At 45.1% G+C, this 15,118-nt stretch carries 16 protein-coding genes; all 16 read left to right on the top strand.

The annotated features are described in order from the left end of the window. The first annotated feature begins 3 nt into the window (after positions 1-3). The 16 genes from HUB64_RS14110 to HUB64_RS14185 all read left to right on the top strand — a co-directional run bounded on the left by HUB64_RS14110 (position 4) and on the right by HUB64_RS14185 (position 15,027). Positions 4-606, top strand: coding sequence for a pathogenicity island effector protein (locus HUB64_RS14110; protein WP_028759295.1), 603 nt, complete (start codon positions 4-6; stop codon positions 604-606). A gap of 63 nt (positions 607-669) precedes the next feature. Further along, positions 670-1,053 carry a secretion protein gene (locus HUB64_RS14115; protein WP_131525048.1) on the top strand — a complete coding sequence of 128 codons (384 nt, stop codon included), beginning with the start codon at positions 670-672 and terminating at the stop codon, positions 1,051-1,053. A 48-nt stretch (positions 1,054-1,101) separates the two neighbouring features. Next, positions 1,102-2,727 (top strand): hypothetical protein, encoded by a 1,626-nt coding sequence (locus HUB64_RS14120; protein ID WP_173497233.1) that lies wholly within the window; start codon positions 1,102-1,104, stop codon positions 2,725-2,727. Positions 2,728-2,934: 207 nt separating this feature from the next. Beyond that, entirely contained in the window at positions 2,935-3,414 is a 480-nt protein-coding gene (locus HUB64_RS14125; protein ID WP_173497234.1) for a SycD/LcrH family type III secretion system chaperone, read from the top strand. 47 nt (positions 3,415-3,461) lie between these two features. Further along, on the top strand, positions 3,462-4,589 hold the full coding sequence (locus HUB64_RS14130) for a hypothetical protein (protein ID WP_173497235.1): 1,128 nt from the start codon (positions 3,462-3,464) through the stop codon (positions 4,587-4,589). A 39-nt stretch (positions 4,590-4,628) separates the two neighbouring features. Continuing rightward, complete coding sequence (locus tag HUB64_RS14135) at positions 4,629-5,330, top strand: hypothetical protein (protein ID WP_173497236.1); 702 nt, start codon at positions 4,629-4,631, stop codon at positions 5,328-5,330. 214 nt (positions 5,331-5,544) lie between these two features. Beyond that, positions 5,545-6,243 carry a helix-turn-helix domain-containing protein gene (locus HUB64_RS14140; RefSeq protein ID WP_173497237.1) on the top strand — a complete coding sequence of 233 codons (699 nt, stop codon included), beginning with the start codon at positions 5,545-5,547 and terminating at the stop codon, positions 6,241-6,243. 9 nt (positions 6,244-6,252) lie between these two features. Next, a complete protein-coding gene (gene sctF, locus HUB64_RS14145; RefSeq protein ID WP_012197145.1) occupies positions 6,253-6,468 on the top strand; it encodes a type III secretion system needle filament subunit SctF in 216 nt (71 codons plus the stop codon). Between the two features lie 25 nt (positions 6,469-6,493). Further along, the gene (locus HUB64_RS14150) at positions 6,494-6,808 is read left to right on the top strand and encodes an EscG/YscG/SsaH family type III secretion system needle protein co-chaperone (RefSeq protein ID WP_012197146.1); all 315 of its coding nucleotides are present in this window, start codon (positions 6,494-6,496) and stop codon (positions 6,806-6,808) included. Further along, positions 6,795-7,136 (top strand): type III secretion system inner rod subunit SctI, encoded by a 342-nt coding sequence (gene sctI, locus HUB64_RS14155; RefSeq protein ID WP_131525054.1) that lies wholly within the window; start codon positions 6,795-6,797, stop codon positions 7,134-7,136. Before HUB64_RS14150 ends, sctI begins: the two co-directional genes overlap by 14 nt. Then, positions 7,133-7,852 carry a type III secretion system inner membrane ring lipoprotein SctJ gene (gene sctJ, locus HUB64_RS14160; protein WP_131525055.1) on the top strand — a complete coding sequence of 240 codons (720 nt, stop codon included), beginning with the start codon at positions 7,133-7,135 and terminating at the stop codon, positions 7,850-7,852. The genes sctI and sctJ overlap by 4 nt, the downstream gene beginning before the upstream one ends. Before the next feature lie 29 nt (positions 7,853-7,881). After that, entirely contained in the window at positions 7,882-8,562 is a 681-nt protein-coding gene (locus HUB64_RS14165; RefSeq protein ID WP_173497238.1) for a type III secretion system domain-containing protein, read from the top strand. Next, a complete protein-coding gene (locus HUB64_RS14170) occupies positions 8,559-9,212 on the top strand; it encodes a type III secretion protein (protein WP_173497239.1) in 654 nt (217 codons plus the stop codon). Before HUB64_RS14165 ends, HUB64_RS14170 begins: the two co-directional genes overlap by 4 nt. A gap of 10 nt (positions 9,213-9,222) precedes the next feature. Next, on the top strand, positions 9,223-10,251 hold the full coding sequence (locus HUB64_RS14175; protein WP_028761714.1) for a TyeA family type III secretion system gatekeeper subunit: 1,029 nt from the start codon (positions 9,223-9,225) through the stop codon (positions 10,249-10,251). Between the two features lie 293 nt (positions 10,252-10,544). After that, positions 10,545-10,982 carry a chaperone SicP gene (gene sicP / locus HUB64_RS14180; RefSeq protein ID WP_173497240.1) on the top strand — a complete coding sequence of 146 codons (438 nt, stop codon included), beginning with the start codon at positions 10,545-10,547 and terminating at the stop codon, positions 10,980-10,982. A gap of 1 nt (position 10,983) precedes the next feature. After that, positions 10,984-15,027, top strand: coding sequence for a type III secretion system effector BopA family protein (locus HUB64_RS14185; protein WP_173497241.1), 4,044 nt, complete (start codon positions 10,984-10,986; stop codon positions 15,025-15,027). Positions 15,028-15,118 lie beyond the last annotated feature (91 nt).

A 15,118-nucleotide genomic window follows, 5' to 3' on the forward strand; every position in this document is an offset into this window, starting at 1 on the left:
ACCATGACAGATATCAACATTATTTCGGGCCAAGGCCACACTCCAGCGCCCGTTAACACAGACAAGACTGATCAACTGAATGACAACTGTGCCAGTGACGGTATGGATGCTATCTCGCAAATTAATGATCTTATGCTGAAATTGGCCGAGATGTTTAAAAAATTACGCAACGTATTACAGGACTACAACGTTAAGCAGCAACAACTCGGTTGGGACGTACAAATTGCCTCTATGGACGATAAACGTTCCGCCATTGATAAGGCTTGCGAAGCGAGTATCTGGACTGGTGTATTAGAGATCGCCGGAGGGGTGATAGGTATGGCAGGGGTTGGGTTATCGGGCAAGTTTGGCGATGCTGCGACTCACATGAGTGGGGCGTTTAGCAAAGGGATTGAAGGCACAGGCAAAGTGGTCGGTGCCAATATAAGCAAAGAGGCTGAGCTAGAGCGCACTATTGGTGATTTTAAGGCGAGTAACGCCCAGAGCTATATCAAGGGTGTTAATGATCTGAATGATAAAGCAAAGCAAATTTCAGAGCAGATGCGCTCCTTGATCAAAGAGCTCGTCGAATTGCATGGCCGCATTAGCTCGGCAGTACATAACTAGCAGTGCTTCTATTCAACATCATTAAGTGTTAGGTCGAACTGGCTTAACACTAATGAGATCAATATGGATAGTGTAAGTCAATATCTTGCCCGTCAAGGGGTGACAGTCAGTCCTGCTTATTTTGAAAACAGCCAGTTTGAATGGGGAAAATGTTGGGATAGTCCCCATTGGTCGATGGTGTATCGCGTCGACGAAAACACACTGACCATTTGTGACTTTTGCAGTAAAGGCAATACCTCGGGGGTCAGCAGTGCGGTTTTACAGTTAGTGGAACAATTACGTCATTTAAGGCGAAGTCTGCCGGATATTCAGCAGATCCGCGGCATGGTAATCCATGATGCAGGTAGGCCTGCACAACGTCTCGCTCGTCAGGCACTGAGAGAGGTATTGCTCAAACAAGGCGCCAAGGAAGTTAATCAGAATGGCGAGACTTGGTTGGTGTACTAGGGCAAACAAAAGCCGTTCATGGGCATGGTCAATTAAGAGGTAAAGATTATGACTGTCGAAGTCGCATTAGGTAGGCAACATACCTATCACTTTAACGAGAGCCGCTTAGAGCGGGTTCTCACTGCCAACACTTTAGATGAAGCGGGGAAAATGGGCTTACTGGACAAAATTCTTGATTGGTTTCGTGGTGGCGTGAAACTCGAAGCGATACAAGCTCTATATCAGCAAGTAACCCAGCCTGGCGTGCTCACTCCTTCCCAAGTGGCACAAAGGTTTTGTGCATTACGTAATTTAGCGGTCGATCAACATCAAACCAAATTTAAATTAGCTCTAGGCGACAATGGTGAGCAATGGCGGATGTTGCTAAGTATTGGTGGCCGTACAATTTATCAAACGGATAACCGCGATATAGACACACATTTCTATCAAGTTGCCGCAGTGAAAACCACAATAACGGCCAATGATGACTTACGAAAAATGGCCTCTTCACTCACGCTGGAAAAGTATATTGAAGGCAATATTCAATGTATGTCTGACAATCAAGTTGTACAACAAGCCTTGCGAAATAGCTTGACAGATCCTCGCTTTAGCAGTGAAAAGTTTACTGGAATTCTCCCTAATGATAGCGAAGCTGCGACCTTTGTCGCTCAATTTGGCGATCTTCAGTGGACCTTTTCTAATCGCGCTGAAACAAATGGTGAATTTCGCGGCGGTTTACTTAAAAATGCTTTATCTTCAAGTGATTATAAAAATATTGGTGACTTGGTGGCTAAAGGTTTTATGAGCTGTGAGGATAATTTTCTGCGTTATGCCGTCACACCATCTCGTTACGAATTACTTAATTACGTTACTGCTCATGGCATGGAGGATGAAGGGCTAATACGAGTGCTATATCAGGCCAAAGTAGGTAATACCAATTTAGGGGCTCTTTATGGTTTACCCGCCCCCAAAGATGCACCGCAACTAGACAATTTCGATGATTTTGTTTTATGCGATGAGGATATTAATCTTGGCGAATCCCAAGCGGATGTTTATGCCGATGAAGCTACATTCTACCAAGGTATAGGGCAGCACCAAACCACCACCATAGGTGATAACTGTTATAAATTACTTCAGTTGGATATCAATGAAGGCCTGCATTATCTCGCGACTAAAGCTAACCCGTATAAATTTCACGGAGGCATGCAGAACGCGTTCGACTACCTTGTTGGACGCAACTCAGGTGCGATTGCATTACGTAATTGTATAACATGCGCTAAGGCTGTCGATGTCAATATGGGACTCATGTTGACTCGACAAAATGATAGCGTCGTTCCGCTCAAGTTTTGGGAAGCGATAGACACGAGAGCGGGTGTTATCAGTCAAGTTACGGCTCAGAGCCAAACGATAGGGTTATCGCCTGAACAGTCTGTCTCATCGTTATTATTTAGCGCCTTGCCTCAAGGAAAGCGAGCCATAGTCACTGTACCTGTCAGTGGGGGAAAAGATTCCCATGCCATGAATTTTTTTCACTTCGATTCGGGTAAATGTTTTTTGGTCGATGGACAAAATGGTAAAAGCTATGATCTTCAGCACCCTGAGGATCGCACCGCGTTAGATAGCCAATATAATGCTCAGGGCCGAGACCTAGCACCTATCACACTCCATACCACAGGAGACTTGCCGAAATTTTAAGTAGATAAGGCATTCAATCGGATAGTTTACGATTTTCTCGTTATTCAGATACAGGATAGCAATCCGATTTAAGACACTTATTCGTGAACATTTACCTAGCCAAAAACGAATGAGCATCATCTTTTTTTCATACTAATGGATAGATTTTCGCATTGTCGAGTGGATCCCCGTAAATGCATTTAAATTGAACCGCTAAAGGCACCTCAAATGATAAATAAAGAGATTGAATTAGATTTTGAAAAGCTTGAAGCAGCCTGCAAGTTAGCCTTAGCCGAACAACAGACCTTAGCTGAGCAAGCTGGCTTAACGAGTCAAGATCTCGAGCTAATTTACCTATCAGGTACGAGTAAATATCAGGCAGGCTTACCCGCAGAAGCGATTGTCGATTTTACCTATTTGGTCATGCATCAGCCTTGGGATAGACGTTTTCATCTTGGACTGGGGTCTTGCCTACATTGGCTAGGTGAATACCAGCATGCCTTGACCTTCTATGGTTATGCACTCGTGATGGATGCTTGCTCTCCCGACGCGAGTTTCCGCATTGCGCAGTGCTTTCTGAGCTTAGATGATGACGCCTCGGCAATCGAAGCGTTACAGATGGCTATCTCACAGAGCTACAGTAAGCCAGAGCACCATTTTGTGGGGGAGCAAGCACAGCAATTGCTTAGTGCTCTCAATAATCAATAGACAATAGGATTTGCAATCTTCATTTATATTATTGAAAGAGGTTTATTATGAATGAGTTAACACATGTTCCTTTATCATCCCCGACTTTAAGTAGTTTAGATTTAGTCAGTTCGGCCCGCGCTTTGTTAAAAACACAATTAGGCAGTTTTGATCCCAAACAAGTGCCCCTGAGCTCTGAAGTCGACGGTAAGGTCACTGATATTCAATCCAAGGCACAACTGACTCGGGATGAAGCTAAAGTGGCTGCCGATGAGGCTAAAAAAGTGGGGGTAGATCTGGCCAAGTCCGGCTTTTTTAGTAAGCTCGCTTCGGTGGCTTTTGCTGGTATTGCGCTTGGCGTGTCTATCGCTGCCACAATACTCACGGGGGGGGCAGGGGTTCCCTTATTGATAGCCTCTGGCGTTGCTTTTACCTTAGCGGTCGCCGACGCGGGTTGTGCTTTTGCTGACTGGCGTAGTAAAGCGGCTGGGGGAGAAGGACTCGCCATGGGCAGTGATTCCATTGCTAATGCGCTAAATATCTTGTTAAGCAAAATGGGGGTAAATGATGATAGAGCACAGTGGTGGGGCAAAGCCGTTTCCATTAGCTCAAGAGTTGCGCTAGCAGTAGGCACTTTATGGAGTGCGGTGGTATCTCCTCCCTCTCTTCCCGCGCATATTGCTGGCACAGTTAATATGGTGAATATGGCCCGTAGAAGCGCCGAACCTGTCGTAGAAGGGGTTATCGGTTTAGTGAACCATACCTCGACCAAGGTACTGGATAAGTTAAAAGGCACTTCTCAAAATAAATCATTCGAAGCAGAAGTGTCTAGCGTAAAAGCATACCAACTGCGTCAGTTACAAGCCTCTGCCCTTACACAGCAAGGCAATATGAAACTCAGTGAGGTGCAGTTAGCACTGAAAGAGAGCCAAGCCAATGAAAAAACGGCGCAATTTGATGCCGAAATCCGTATGAAACAGAGTGAGCGACTCAGAGGAACTAATCAAACATTACAGCAACAACTTGCAGAGAAAGAGGGATTGCTACTGCAGAGTCAAAATCAATTTGAGCAACTACAGTCACGCTTCGATAAATCCAACGTTCAACTATCAGGCGTGATGCAGCAACTACAAATGCTACAGCAGCAATTAGCAGAATTACAGCCTGCGAGAGCTAGAAATAATAGCTTTAGCTAAATCAATAACAGTCCTTAAACAATATAGCGAGGAGACAATATGTTAAGCAGTAACGCCTTTAACGCTAGCATAGCGACTGGGTTAGGCCGTTTTTCTCCCTCAGAGAACGCAAGGCAAGCAATTCGGTTATCGCCAGATCAAGCGATAACTCAAAGACAAGCGATTAAAGACCAACACATTACGCAATTATCTGATGCACTATGGCTTTGCAGAGACGGGGATACTGTGGTGGCAAAAGCATGTAAATCCGCGTTTAATGCCCTGGGAACGCAAGCTGATAAGCAAGATGCCGCTAAGCAGCACATCTTATGCTATGCAGCCCTAAAGTTAGACAAATTGATCCAGCATGGCAGTTATCTTGCGAGTCCTAAGGTGAACAAACAGGTACTGGCTGATATCGCAACTATGCTCGAAATCGATAGACACAGTGCAGGCAAGAGTGCCCTTGAGAGCGCTGCAAGGGTCCTAGTCGATAGAGTACATCTCGATCGAGTAGAACACGTAGATCCCGCAATAATGACCGCAGTTAGAGATAGGTTAGTCTTAAAAACACTCCATTGTTTGACCGAGAAAATGAATCGGGTCGTCGATAAACATATTGAAAAAAAGGGGTTATACGGAAAAGAGGGCCATAGTTTTAGTTCTGCACAAATTGACCATAAAGTGTATGACCTCCTGCTAATTCATAAACAAGTTCAACGGGGTCAAGATCTTAATGCATTACGCAGTGGCTTAGTCTGAGTCATTACGGACCGTCAGCAAGGATGCTGGCTAGTGTATCAATCGTTTTCTTTTTCAGTCGTTCCTTCGATTCTTATCCCACGGGTTAGTTTCTCATAAGTCGTTGTTGACGCAGCTGCATTTAAGCGAATTCAGATCTCAGGTTAACACCTGATGTCAACCTATCCGCTCGCGTTTCACAATGAATCATAGTTTGCAGTAAGGGTTAATCCATATGAGTGCAATACAAATAATTTTGTTTCGACAGCCAGGGAAAATCCACTATCAGGGTGAAAACCTAGCGGTCGGCAGTAATCAGTTAGTTGTAACCACTGAGGAGGCAACAGCTTCTGCTTTGAGTCGTGACAATTGGATGAGCATCTTTTGTTATCCAGGTGAGCTACACGCATTATTTCACGAAATTGCCGATCTGATTGGCCCGAGTGCTGAGATGAATCGATTTCAACCTGAATCAACAAAAATACTCCCTGTATTTGATGAGTTAAGCAATGTCATTGAACAGTTGAAAAGTAATCATAATTTATTGATTAAGTTTATTTTTATGTACTGTCTTGGTATGGATAACCGTTACTTTTCCGGTTTAATGCGTTACTTCTTAGCCCATAACGACAAGATGCTGAGCTATCTTGAGGGCAATTTTATGCAACCTTGGCCAGTCACACGCTTTGCCGAAAATTTAGGCATTGAAGTACGCCGACTCAATTTCTTGTTTTATAAAAACTATGGTGTATCGGCAAAGCAATGGTTGTTAGAACGGCGCTTAAGTTATGCCCGTCAGCAACTGATAGTGACTGAGAAAAAAGTCGCCGATATTGCCTTAGATAGTGGTTTTAGTAATCACGCACATTTTACCGAATCGTTTAAGAAACGTTATTTATGCAGCCCAACCGTACTGCGTGCAACCTTTGTATAAGGAGGTCCCATGGACTTAAGTGCCATAGTTAATCAATTGTCTCAGCTATCGACGCGCTCAGCTCAAGAGGTACAGGCCAAGATGTCTGCAGGCGATTTGACCGATCCCGACAAGATGATCAAAGCCCAATTTGCCATGCAGCAATACTCTAACTTTGTCGGCTATGAGAGTGCCATGATAAAAGCGATTAAAGACATGATCCAAGGGATCATTTCTAAGATTTAACCCCCTTCGATTGTAAGGAAAAATTATGTTAACCAGTGCCGATAAACAACTGTTAGTAGAGGCTGCTATTGCCGCCTCAAACCATGGTCTAACATCGCAAGCCTATGCTTTGCTAGCCATTTTTCCTCAACTGATTAGCGATGATGAAGACAGACATATTTGTGCCAGCCTTATTTACTTTGGTTTAAATGAAAATACTAAAGCATTAAGGGAATTAGCCTCTTGTCAGACTGAAGCAGCTCAAGGATTAAGGTTTTTATTTTCAGGTTCAGGCCCAACAGCTGGGCGGAGTGAAATTATTTCACAGATGTTACGTGGAGGTTCCAATGGAAATTCATAGCCTAAGTCAGCTTGCTAAAGTCACCCAGCAAGCCAGCAAAACTACAGAAGCAGACCCTAACTTAGCAAGCCAGTTTTCACAATTAATGCAATTAGGGGGATCGGATATAAGTCAGGCGGTGAACATCGCAACTCAGCCACAGGCTTCGGGTTCATTACAAGGTGTGATACAGAGTGCTGAAAGTCACGGAGTCGGCCACTCACCCTCTCCAGAGGCCATGTTAGGCGGACAGCTTTTGATGGGTAAAGCCATAGTTGAGGTCGATCTGGCGGCAAAGACTGCGGGCGCCGTCTCCCAATCCATAAACAAATTGGTGAATATGCAATGAAACATTTTAAATGGTCAATATTGTTGCTCGTCTTCGCATTGACTGGATGCAAAGTCGATCTCTATCGAGATCTTCCACAAGATGAAGCGAATCAAATGGTCGCCCTGTTGATGCTTAATCACATAGATGCCAGTGCTGAAGCGGATCAAAAATCAGGTAATGTGTCCTTAAAAATAGATAAAGATCAATTTATCAATGCCGTTGAATTACTGAGACAAAATGGCTTTCCTAAACCTCATTATGCCAATATCGAGGATTTGTTCCCTTCGGGTCAGTTAGTGACTTCACCCGCCCAAGAGGAAGCGAAAATGGGTTATCTAAAAGAGCAACAACTTGAGCGTACCTTGTCGAGTATGGATGGGGTGATTAGCGCTAGGGTGTCTATTGCTGAACCTGCACCCGACTCAGGGCGTCAGATTGCACAGACTAAGTCGGCCTCCGTATACATTAAATATTCACCTCAGGCTAACTTAACAAATACGGAAAATCAGATTAAGAGCTTAGTGCAGAATGCCGTTCCAGGACTGAGTTACGACAATATCAGTGTCTTTTTGCAAGCTGCGAGTTATCGCTATCAAGCAATTACCCAGCCCACTAGCAGTAGTTCATCTCAATTTTTAGCCCAGGTCGAAGCGTACAAGTTACCATTAGTGATCAGCTTATCTGGAATAATGCTACTCAGCATAGGCGGTATGTGGTGGATGAGACGTAAGTAACCATAACAATTGTTGTTTCTGGAGGAACTATGGAGGACTTGACCCCTAATCTACCACTAATACGGGTCGAAGCTACTGGCCAAAACAAGTTAAATCGAGTTGTATCACCAGCATTATTGGCCTTCAATCGTCTCGTTTGGCAACCTGTTGCGACTATGCATCCGAGCTGGTGGCAAGAATTACAATTAACTCTTTGGCAGGCACAGTATCAAGCGGGTACCCGATTAGCGCAGCGAATCGAAGCAGTTGTGGTTTCCCGTTATGGTTTGGCAGGTCAAGATTTACCAAAGGAATTTAATGAGCTCGAGGCTAACCTGTTAGCCTGCCGGCATAAACTCAGTGCCATAGTGACGGCGTTGGGGCTCTTTCTCCTCAACCGCCCTGATTATGTATCATTACGTGAATATCGTGATGCCTTGCATCAAGAGTTAAGCCACGCACAAATTCAACAAATTTGGAATTTGTGGCCCCAGAGGCCCCAACTTACAACATATGCCTATCGAGACGAAGTGACTGCGACAGAGTTAGTTGGCGTAGCCCAGACCTGCGCTATTAACCTGATAGGACAATTATGGGGAAACAAACCGTTCTGGCGGGCATTAGCCTTGACCTTACCTGTGCAAGCAACATTGCCATGTAAAGCGGACTCCCTAGCACCTATTTCCTTAGATATTCCTCGCTGGTTAATGAGATTGGAGCGACTACTATGAACCCATTTTTAATTGAGGTACGCCCTTGCGAGCTCCGTCGTGAAGGCCATCATTTGATCAGCGCCACAGCGTTACATCGGGCGAGTGAGTTAGCGGATATGGAACACTTAGTTCGTACGCGAATTGCCAAAGCACTCAAAAAAGCCCGCCGTCAACGCGATGCCGCGCAAACTCGTAGTGAGCAGATACTAGAGCAAGCACAACAGGATGCCCAAGCGCTTAGCGCACAGTGGCAACAGCAAGCTAAAGCTGTGGCCATCGATGAGGCCATTAGCTGGCATTATAACGAAGCCCATTTAATTCAATCGCTTACCGATAAATTACATGCCAATATTGCCGAGCAAATTAAAAAAGTGCTGACGACTTGGATGCAAGAACATGAGTTGTCTGCATTTCTAATCAAACGGTTATCCGATCAAGTCTGTGAACGAGTAGGGCAAGGTGCCTTAACACTGCTGGTTTCAAATGATGATTTTGCCGCGCTAGCCAAGGCATTCGATGGCCGTATGACAGTGCAAGTATCAGCGGAGTTAGTCTCTGGACAGGCCGAATTAAGTTCTTCGACTATGACAGCTAAAATTGATCTTAATGAACACTTACAGCAATTACTGGCGGCGTTTGTCCCCGAACCATTAAAGGGCGTTGGCTAAGGAGCTTATTATGGTGCGTATCGATGGTGCCAACGCAGTGGATTTTCATAACACAGCGAGTGTTAACGAAACCCATGGACAAGTGTTTCCGGCAAACAATGTAACAGACATGGCGGCCGCAGAATTAGCGGAAGTGCGTTCTGAAGCATTGGAAGAGACCATGGAAGGATTAAGTCTCGGATTAAGCAGCCATTTGAAAAAGTTAACCTCAGGTAAAGAGCCAACAGATCCCCGATTTACAGCACTCGAGCAGTTACTGCAACAACTAGGAGACACGCAAGCAAGCACAGTCAATAAACTGGCCGAACAGTTTGCGAGCTTAGGCGATGGTGATGAGATCCTCTCGCAACTTAAACAATTGGGTTTAGACAGCGGTAACATGATGCTATTAATGATGGCGCTAGTCATGTCAGGAAAATTAGGTCAATCCGCCCATAATAAGCTACGCAAATTACTGACAGAATTACTCTCGCAAGAAGGAGCTGAAATAGCATTATTTGCCGCCCTTGAAGGCGTTGCACTCGATCATGCTGGTCTGCAAGCCTTGCAACAACTTTATCAACAAGCGGTTCGAGGCGATGCCGGCCTAGCCAAATGGTTTGAATTACTTCAGCATCTTCCTGACCGCCGTAAGCGGATCCGTGTGTTGCTTAGAGCACTATCTGAACCTCTGAGCGATCAGCACAGCGGGAGAAACATGGTCAAGATAGCAGCAGCGGTAGATGACTTACGTCGATTGCTTATTTTTCTTACGATAGAGGAACATTGCTATATGCTCGCCCGTGCGACTCAGCTTGATGGTGAACAAGTGTTAAAAGTCACGTTACAACTGACAGAACAAGCTTGGGTGTATCCCCAATGGATAGATGAACAAATACGACTATTACCTTTAATGCCTGCAAGACGATTGGGATTTCTGCGGCGCTGGCGGGAACTGCTGAGTATTATTCCTCTGGCATGTTTTCGCGATCCAGAACAGAAAGAACATATTGAAGAGGCCATGTTGGGCTTACTCGATGACTGGTGTGATCAGGAATAATGAGCATCTGCTAATGTTAGCGTAACGCAGAACTCAGGCAACTATGATGATATTACAGGAAAGATCTACATTCAGACCATGTGCAATACCTATACAGTCCAGTCGCTGACGCATGGTTGCTTGATTGACCTGCGAGATTTTTCTCGCCGCATAAGACTCGACACTGGCCCGTAATACAACAGGTATTTAAGTTAGAACTCGATTAGTCTCAGGTGTACACCTGATATTCATTCTTCCTGACTCAGGACAAACTTTCATCAAGGTCACACTTTCACCAATTGAGGGGACGCTAGATGAATGTACATGACCAATTATTAGCTCAGCTCGGCCAAGCACTCGGCTTACCATTAGTGTTTGATGCTAATGGACAATGTCTGCTAATGCTAGATCAAAAATTAATGATCTCTATACGTTACGGCGATGCGCAATGGACCTTTTATTGCATGCTCGCTCAGAAGCCGCAGCTGACTGAAAACCACTATTGGCAAGCTTGTTTGCAATTGAATCTCAAACTTGCCGAACAAGGTAAGGGCTGCATCTGCTATGAGCCTCAGTCCGATGCTTTGTTATATTTAACATTTATTCCTATGCCAGCCAGTTCCCCCCTGCTCAGCGAATTTCTCGGTGACTTAGTCGACACGTATCAAGCTCTGCAGAGCCATGTTGAAACCGAAATGACTGGGACAACCTCATCAATAAATACCATAAATCTTAGTGCGGGGGGGCAATAATATGGCCTTAGATATCAGTGCATTTAGTCATGCGGCTAAGCTTGACGGCCGTCTTTCCTTAGTCGATACCCCCGAGGGTATACCGACGATTATAGTTGCCAAAGAAGGCTTTAAAGAAAAATTACTTAGCATGCTGAGCCATATTCCTTTACTCAAAAATACCCAAGCGGTCCAAGATTATGTCAATGGCTTGTCACTCGATAATAAGCAAGTGTTGGGCGTGTTCTTGCAGGCATTGGCGGTAAGATTTGGTCATGATATTGCACTGGATATGGTAGATGCTGTCGATTTGTCCGGTCATACTCCATTAACTCTGCGCACGATCGAGCAACTCACCGAGCGGTGTGAAGCATTTATGCCGCTCCCTCCTTTAAACATATGCGAGACTAATGAAGATACGCTAAAAGTTCTTGCTTTACCTTCCCAGAGCGGGATTGAGTCTAAATCGTCGGAGAAGCAAACACTCAGCCCATCAGTGCTTAAACCTTCAGCAGAACCTATATCCGTCGATAAAGACATCAGGGGAACGGCTTTCCATATTTTAAGCCAGCAGCTTATTACGCCACAGGATATTTTACACACACAGAATCAATGCCTTAAGCAGTTGTTAACTACACCAGTACCTCAAAAATTAACTATGCCGACCACTCAAACTTGGCTGGCGTCTTGGGTGTATTCAGAACCTGAACCCATTAAAACCTTACAACAAGCTATTAAAAATTATAATCAAGTACTTAGCGACACTCAGCTAGCGACATGTATACAGAACTTAAATCAGAGTCGAGATCCCTTGATTAGCAGCGATGAACTGACTGCAATGCGTGATCATGTTAAATTTGGGCTAGTGCAAATTAAGCAGGCTTTAACCCTAGTCGCTGAATTGAAAGCTAATTTGTCGGTGGAGCAGAGCAGTGTTCTGTCGCCGCTACTGGCCGAAGTCAATCTGGGATTATCGCAATATGATGTGTTAACTACGGCGATGCAGACATTTGAGCAAGCCTTATTAGTATCGACCCCGATGCGCCTAGCCTTATCTGAGTTTCATGCCCAGCTTCCCTATGCACTACAAAACAAACTGACAGCGGATACTTTAGTGAGTAGTTATCAACTGTTTTCCCCTTTAATGCAAAATGAACTCAGTCAGACAGAGAGAGTTGAATATATAGCGGCAAGCTTAGTTTCTATGCTCAATGAGGAGAACATCAGCGAAGTCTCAGGGCAAAAAAAAATAATGCCAGAGATCAAAAGCTTAGTATTACTTATTAACCAGTTTGTGCTAAACCCCATACAAGAACCTCTAGCCATGAGTTCGTCATTTAAGACTCTATTTGAAGCGCAACAGGCTGAAGCCGAGCAACATCTAATCCAGCTAGAGCAAGCACAAACCTTACTGGCCGATTGCCTTACTCGGGCCAGTAATCTTAGCGAACAAGCGCTAATCGCTGTCGGCAAGCAAGTGAAAATCGAAGATCATTTAGCTGCAGTGAAACAGGCTGGAACCCAACTCAGTACTATATTGTATAAGGCTATCAACCCTTCTGGGGAAGAGGTCCATTTCGAAGATCTCACCGCAACATTACTGTATCTTGGCGGACAAGAATATGTCGAGAAAGGCAGTCGTTTACAGTTCGATGAGCCTGTTAACTTTGATGATCTCGATCTTGAGCAGACACTAAGAAATGAGCTCGATAGCTATACTTTACCTCCTCAAGTGGCAAGTTTAGCGCAGCAAGTTCTACAAACTCAGCATCATCTTAATTGGTTCGAGGGAGTGAGCTCCATCAGCTTTAGCCCAAATAATTCGCAAGATATTTCGTTGTTTGATGATGTTAACAACCTGCAACTAGTCTCACAGATTGAGCAAGATCAAGCTCGTTATCACAGTTTTCTGACCGAACGTCTTGCCTTGTGTAATGATTATCACCGAGCCGTGACCGAGTTGCTGTCGGCTGTTCCCTCTGAGACGGTGCGCAATCAGCTAACCCAAGAGCTAGTGCAAATTAGTGCGGATCAAGATGCGACCCGAACTTTAGTTGAGCGACTCAATCGACTGCAGAGTGCACAAGATGTGCTAGTGATAGCGGGAAATAATGTCGCTAAATTGTCGGCGTTAACCCAGCAACTCGCGCAAGTTAGGAGGGAAACAAATGCTGAACGTGCCGAGGTCAATTTAAGTTATTTTCTTAGCCATCTTCCTGAATTACAAACTAATAATGAAAAAGTGCGCGCCTTAACTCAAGAGCAGCATCTTTTATCGGCTAAACTGGAAAAATTGACCGCACATTTACAGCAGTTATATGGTGAAGGGCTAGTACTCACTTTAGCCGAACCTGAGGCAAGTTCCCCTGAACTGCGAGCTTTTCACACTCTGACTCGCCAGTTAGCCGAAGTCAATCGCTCTATTGAAGATCTCGATGATGCCTACCAACATGGTTTGTTACAGCTGAAAAAGGCCACAATTGCAGCAAAAAATAATGGCGGCTATCCAGATCAAGGGGGGATGGCGAGTGGACATGCATGGCAAAGTTGGTTAGTGCAAAAGTTTGTCGGCAATTGGTCTTCCCAATATCGTCCAAGTTTAGAAGAACTTATTTTATCTAGACAGCTGGCCAAAAATAACATGAGCAGTGTCGCGGAGGCTTATCTCGCTTTAGCATCAAGTGTTAAAGCCTCGAAAGCTAGCGTAGCAAATGTGTCAGCTTTAACCTCGCCTCAATACATGATGGCTGCACTGGGCGACCTGCATAATTGGTCGATGGCACATCCGATCGAGGCACGTGAGCTCGCAGGCAATTTAACTCAAGCCTACAATATTATTTTGGCCAACCCAGGGACCTTTGGAATGGAACTGGTTAACACTGTCACCACAGTGTGGCAAACCGGGACGGTACAAAACCAAGTGCACGATATTCTGCAAGGTAAGAGAGAAGAGCTGCCGGATAAAACGAATTTCGCTATGACACCGCAAATGATTGCGTTATTACACATGGCACAGTTAGCGCCGTATATTGCGGGTGGGGCGAAAGGGGCTGCTAATACAGGCATAGGTGGGCCTTTAGTAAGCGGTGTATTTGGGATGATGTTTCCTGGCGCAGGGATGGCTACACCTGTCGTCGGCTTAGTTGGCGGCGTCCTGCAAACTTGGTCAGAACGTCAGCTTGCCAATAACATGCGTGCGTATCGTAGCAGTGAAGTTATGGTGAATGCTTTAATTAAAGGCATGCAGGCAGAAGGCGGACTTAGTGCTCGTGGCGAGGCCATCGCTGGTTATATGCTACAGCGGCAGGCCCTGCAAGATGTTGGTACAGTCTCCCGTGATTGTTTTGAAGTAGGTAAAGTCGGTGCAGTTAAGCGTGCACTCACAGATATCGTTAATTGGTGGAAACATGCTTCAACGGGAGCCAAAGTCTTTGCTGTGGTGACGACACTTGTGGTTGCCTCTGTGGTATCGGCGGGAGCGATCGCGGCGGCATTGTTTACCTTAGGGACTGGTGGCGTTGGAATAGTGGCAGCTGTGGGGCTTGGACTGGGAGGATTAATGGCAGGCGCCTATTTTTCCAAGGCTGTGGTGTCGACATTGCAAGGGGCTAATTTTTTAGGCATGGCCGATACTGCCCGCGCGGCCGAGGCTGAAATGACAGAAAAACGAATCGAGCAAGCGTTCGCGCAATTGGCTCATACTCCCGTATCTCAAACTTCAATAATTAAGACAATTGCCCACAGCGTATCAGGCACCCCAGAAATCCCCAAATCGATGGCGGATGTATTGGGGCTTGAACAACACCAAGCCGCGCTAAAAGCACATTTACTGCCGCAATTAGTCGGCCTCGATAGTGATGCGCAGCAGGCGATCTTTATTCAAAGCATGCAACAATATGCTAATGATAAAAGTCACGAAATAGAAATTAATCAAGCAATAGACAGGGAGAAAGCAGTCGAGCGGGCTATGAAATGGGTTGCTGAACTTGACATAGTACCAGCACAATTACAGCAATGTATGGAAGAAATCGATGCGGCCTTATTGATGGAGAACTCTTCTCGATAATCCATAGTGGTTGAATCGCTGTTGACTTAGTACTTGCGGGTATTCAGGTGTTCACCTGATACCCGCTTTTTATTGTCTGGGAGATGATAAG

Source organism: Shewanella sp. ISTPL2, assembly GCF_013283205.1.
Classification (GTDB): Bacteria; Pseudomonadota; Gammaproteobacteria; order Enterobacterales; family Shewanellaceae; genus Shewanella; species Shewanella oncorhynchi.

Excerpts from the sequence above, each read along its gene's own strand:
- HUB64_RS14110 (WP_028759295.1), top strand. The coding sequence starts at position 4 with ATGACAGATATCAACATTATTTCGGGCCAAGGCCACACTCCAGCGCCC.
- HUB64_RS14115 (WP_131525048.1), top strand. The coding sequence starts at position 670 with ATGGATAGTGTAAGTCAATATCTTGCCCGTCAAGGGGTGACAGTCAGT.
- HUB64_RS14120 (WP_173497233.1), top strand. The coding sequence starts at position 1,102 with ATGACTGTCGAAGTCGCATTAGGTAGGCAACATACCTATCACTTTAAC.
- HUB64_RS14125 (WP_173497234.1), top strand. The coding sequence starts at position 2,935 with ATGATAAATAAAGAGATTGAATTAGATTTTGAAAAGCTTGAAGCAGCC.
- HUB64_RS14130 (WP_173497235.1), top strand. The coding sequence starts at position 3,462 with ATGAATGAGTTAACACATGTTCCTTTATCATCCCCGACTTTAAGTAGT.
- HUB64_RS14135 (WP_173497236.1), top strand. The coding sequence starts at position 4,629 with ATGTTAAGCAGTAACGCCTTTAACGCTAGCATAGCGACTGGGTTAGGC.
- HUB64_RS14140 (WP_173497237.1), top strand. The coding sequence starts at position 5,545 with ATGAGTGCAATACAAATAATTTTGTTTCGACAGCCAGGGAAAATCCAC.
- sctF (WP_012197145.1), top strand. The coding sequence starts at position 6,253 with ATGGACTTAAGTGCCATAGTTAATCAATTGTCTCAGCTATCGACGCGC.
- HUB64_RS14150 (WP_012197146.1), top strand. The coding sequence starts at position 6,494 with ATGTTAACCAGTGCCGATAAACAACTGTTAGTAGAGGCTGCTATTGCC.
- sctI (WP_131525054.1), top strand. The coding sequence starts at position 6,795 with ATGGAAATTCATAGCCTAAGTCAGCTTGCTAAAGTCACCCAGCAAGCC.
- sctJ (WP_131525055.1), top strand. The coding sequence starts at position 7,133 with ATGAAACATTTTAAATGGTCAATATTGTTGCTCGTCTTCGCATTGACT.
- HUB64_RS14165 (WP_173497238.1), top strand. The coding sequence starts at position 7,882 with ATGGAGGACTTGACCCCTAATCTACCACTAATACGGGTCGAAGCTACT.
- HUB64_RS14170 (WP_173497239.1), top strand. The coding sequence starts at position 8,559 with ATGAACCCATTTTTAATTGAGGTACGCCCTTGCGAGCTCCGTCGTGAA.
- HUB64_RS14175 (WP_028761714.1), top strand. The coding sequence starts at position 9,223 with ATGGTGCGTATCGATGGTGCCAACGCAGTGGATTTTCATAACACAGCG.
- sicP (WP_173497240.1), top strand. The coding sequence starts at position 10,545 with ATGAATGTACATGACCAATTATTAGCTCAGCTCGGCCAAGCACTCGGC.
- HUB64_RS14185 (WP_173497241.1), top strand. The coding sequence starts at position 10,984 with ATGGCCTTAGATATCAGTGCATTTAGTCATGCGGCTAAGCTTGACGGC.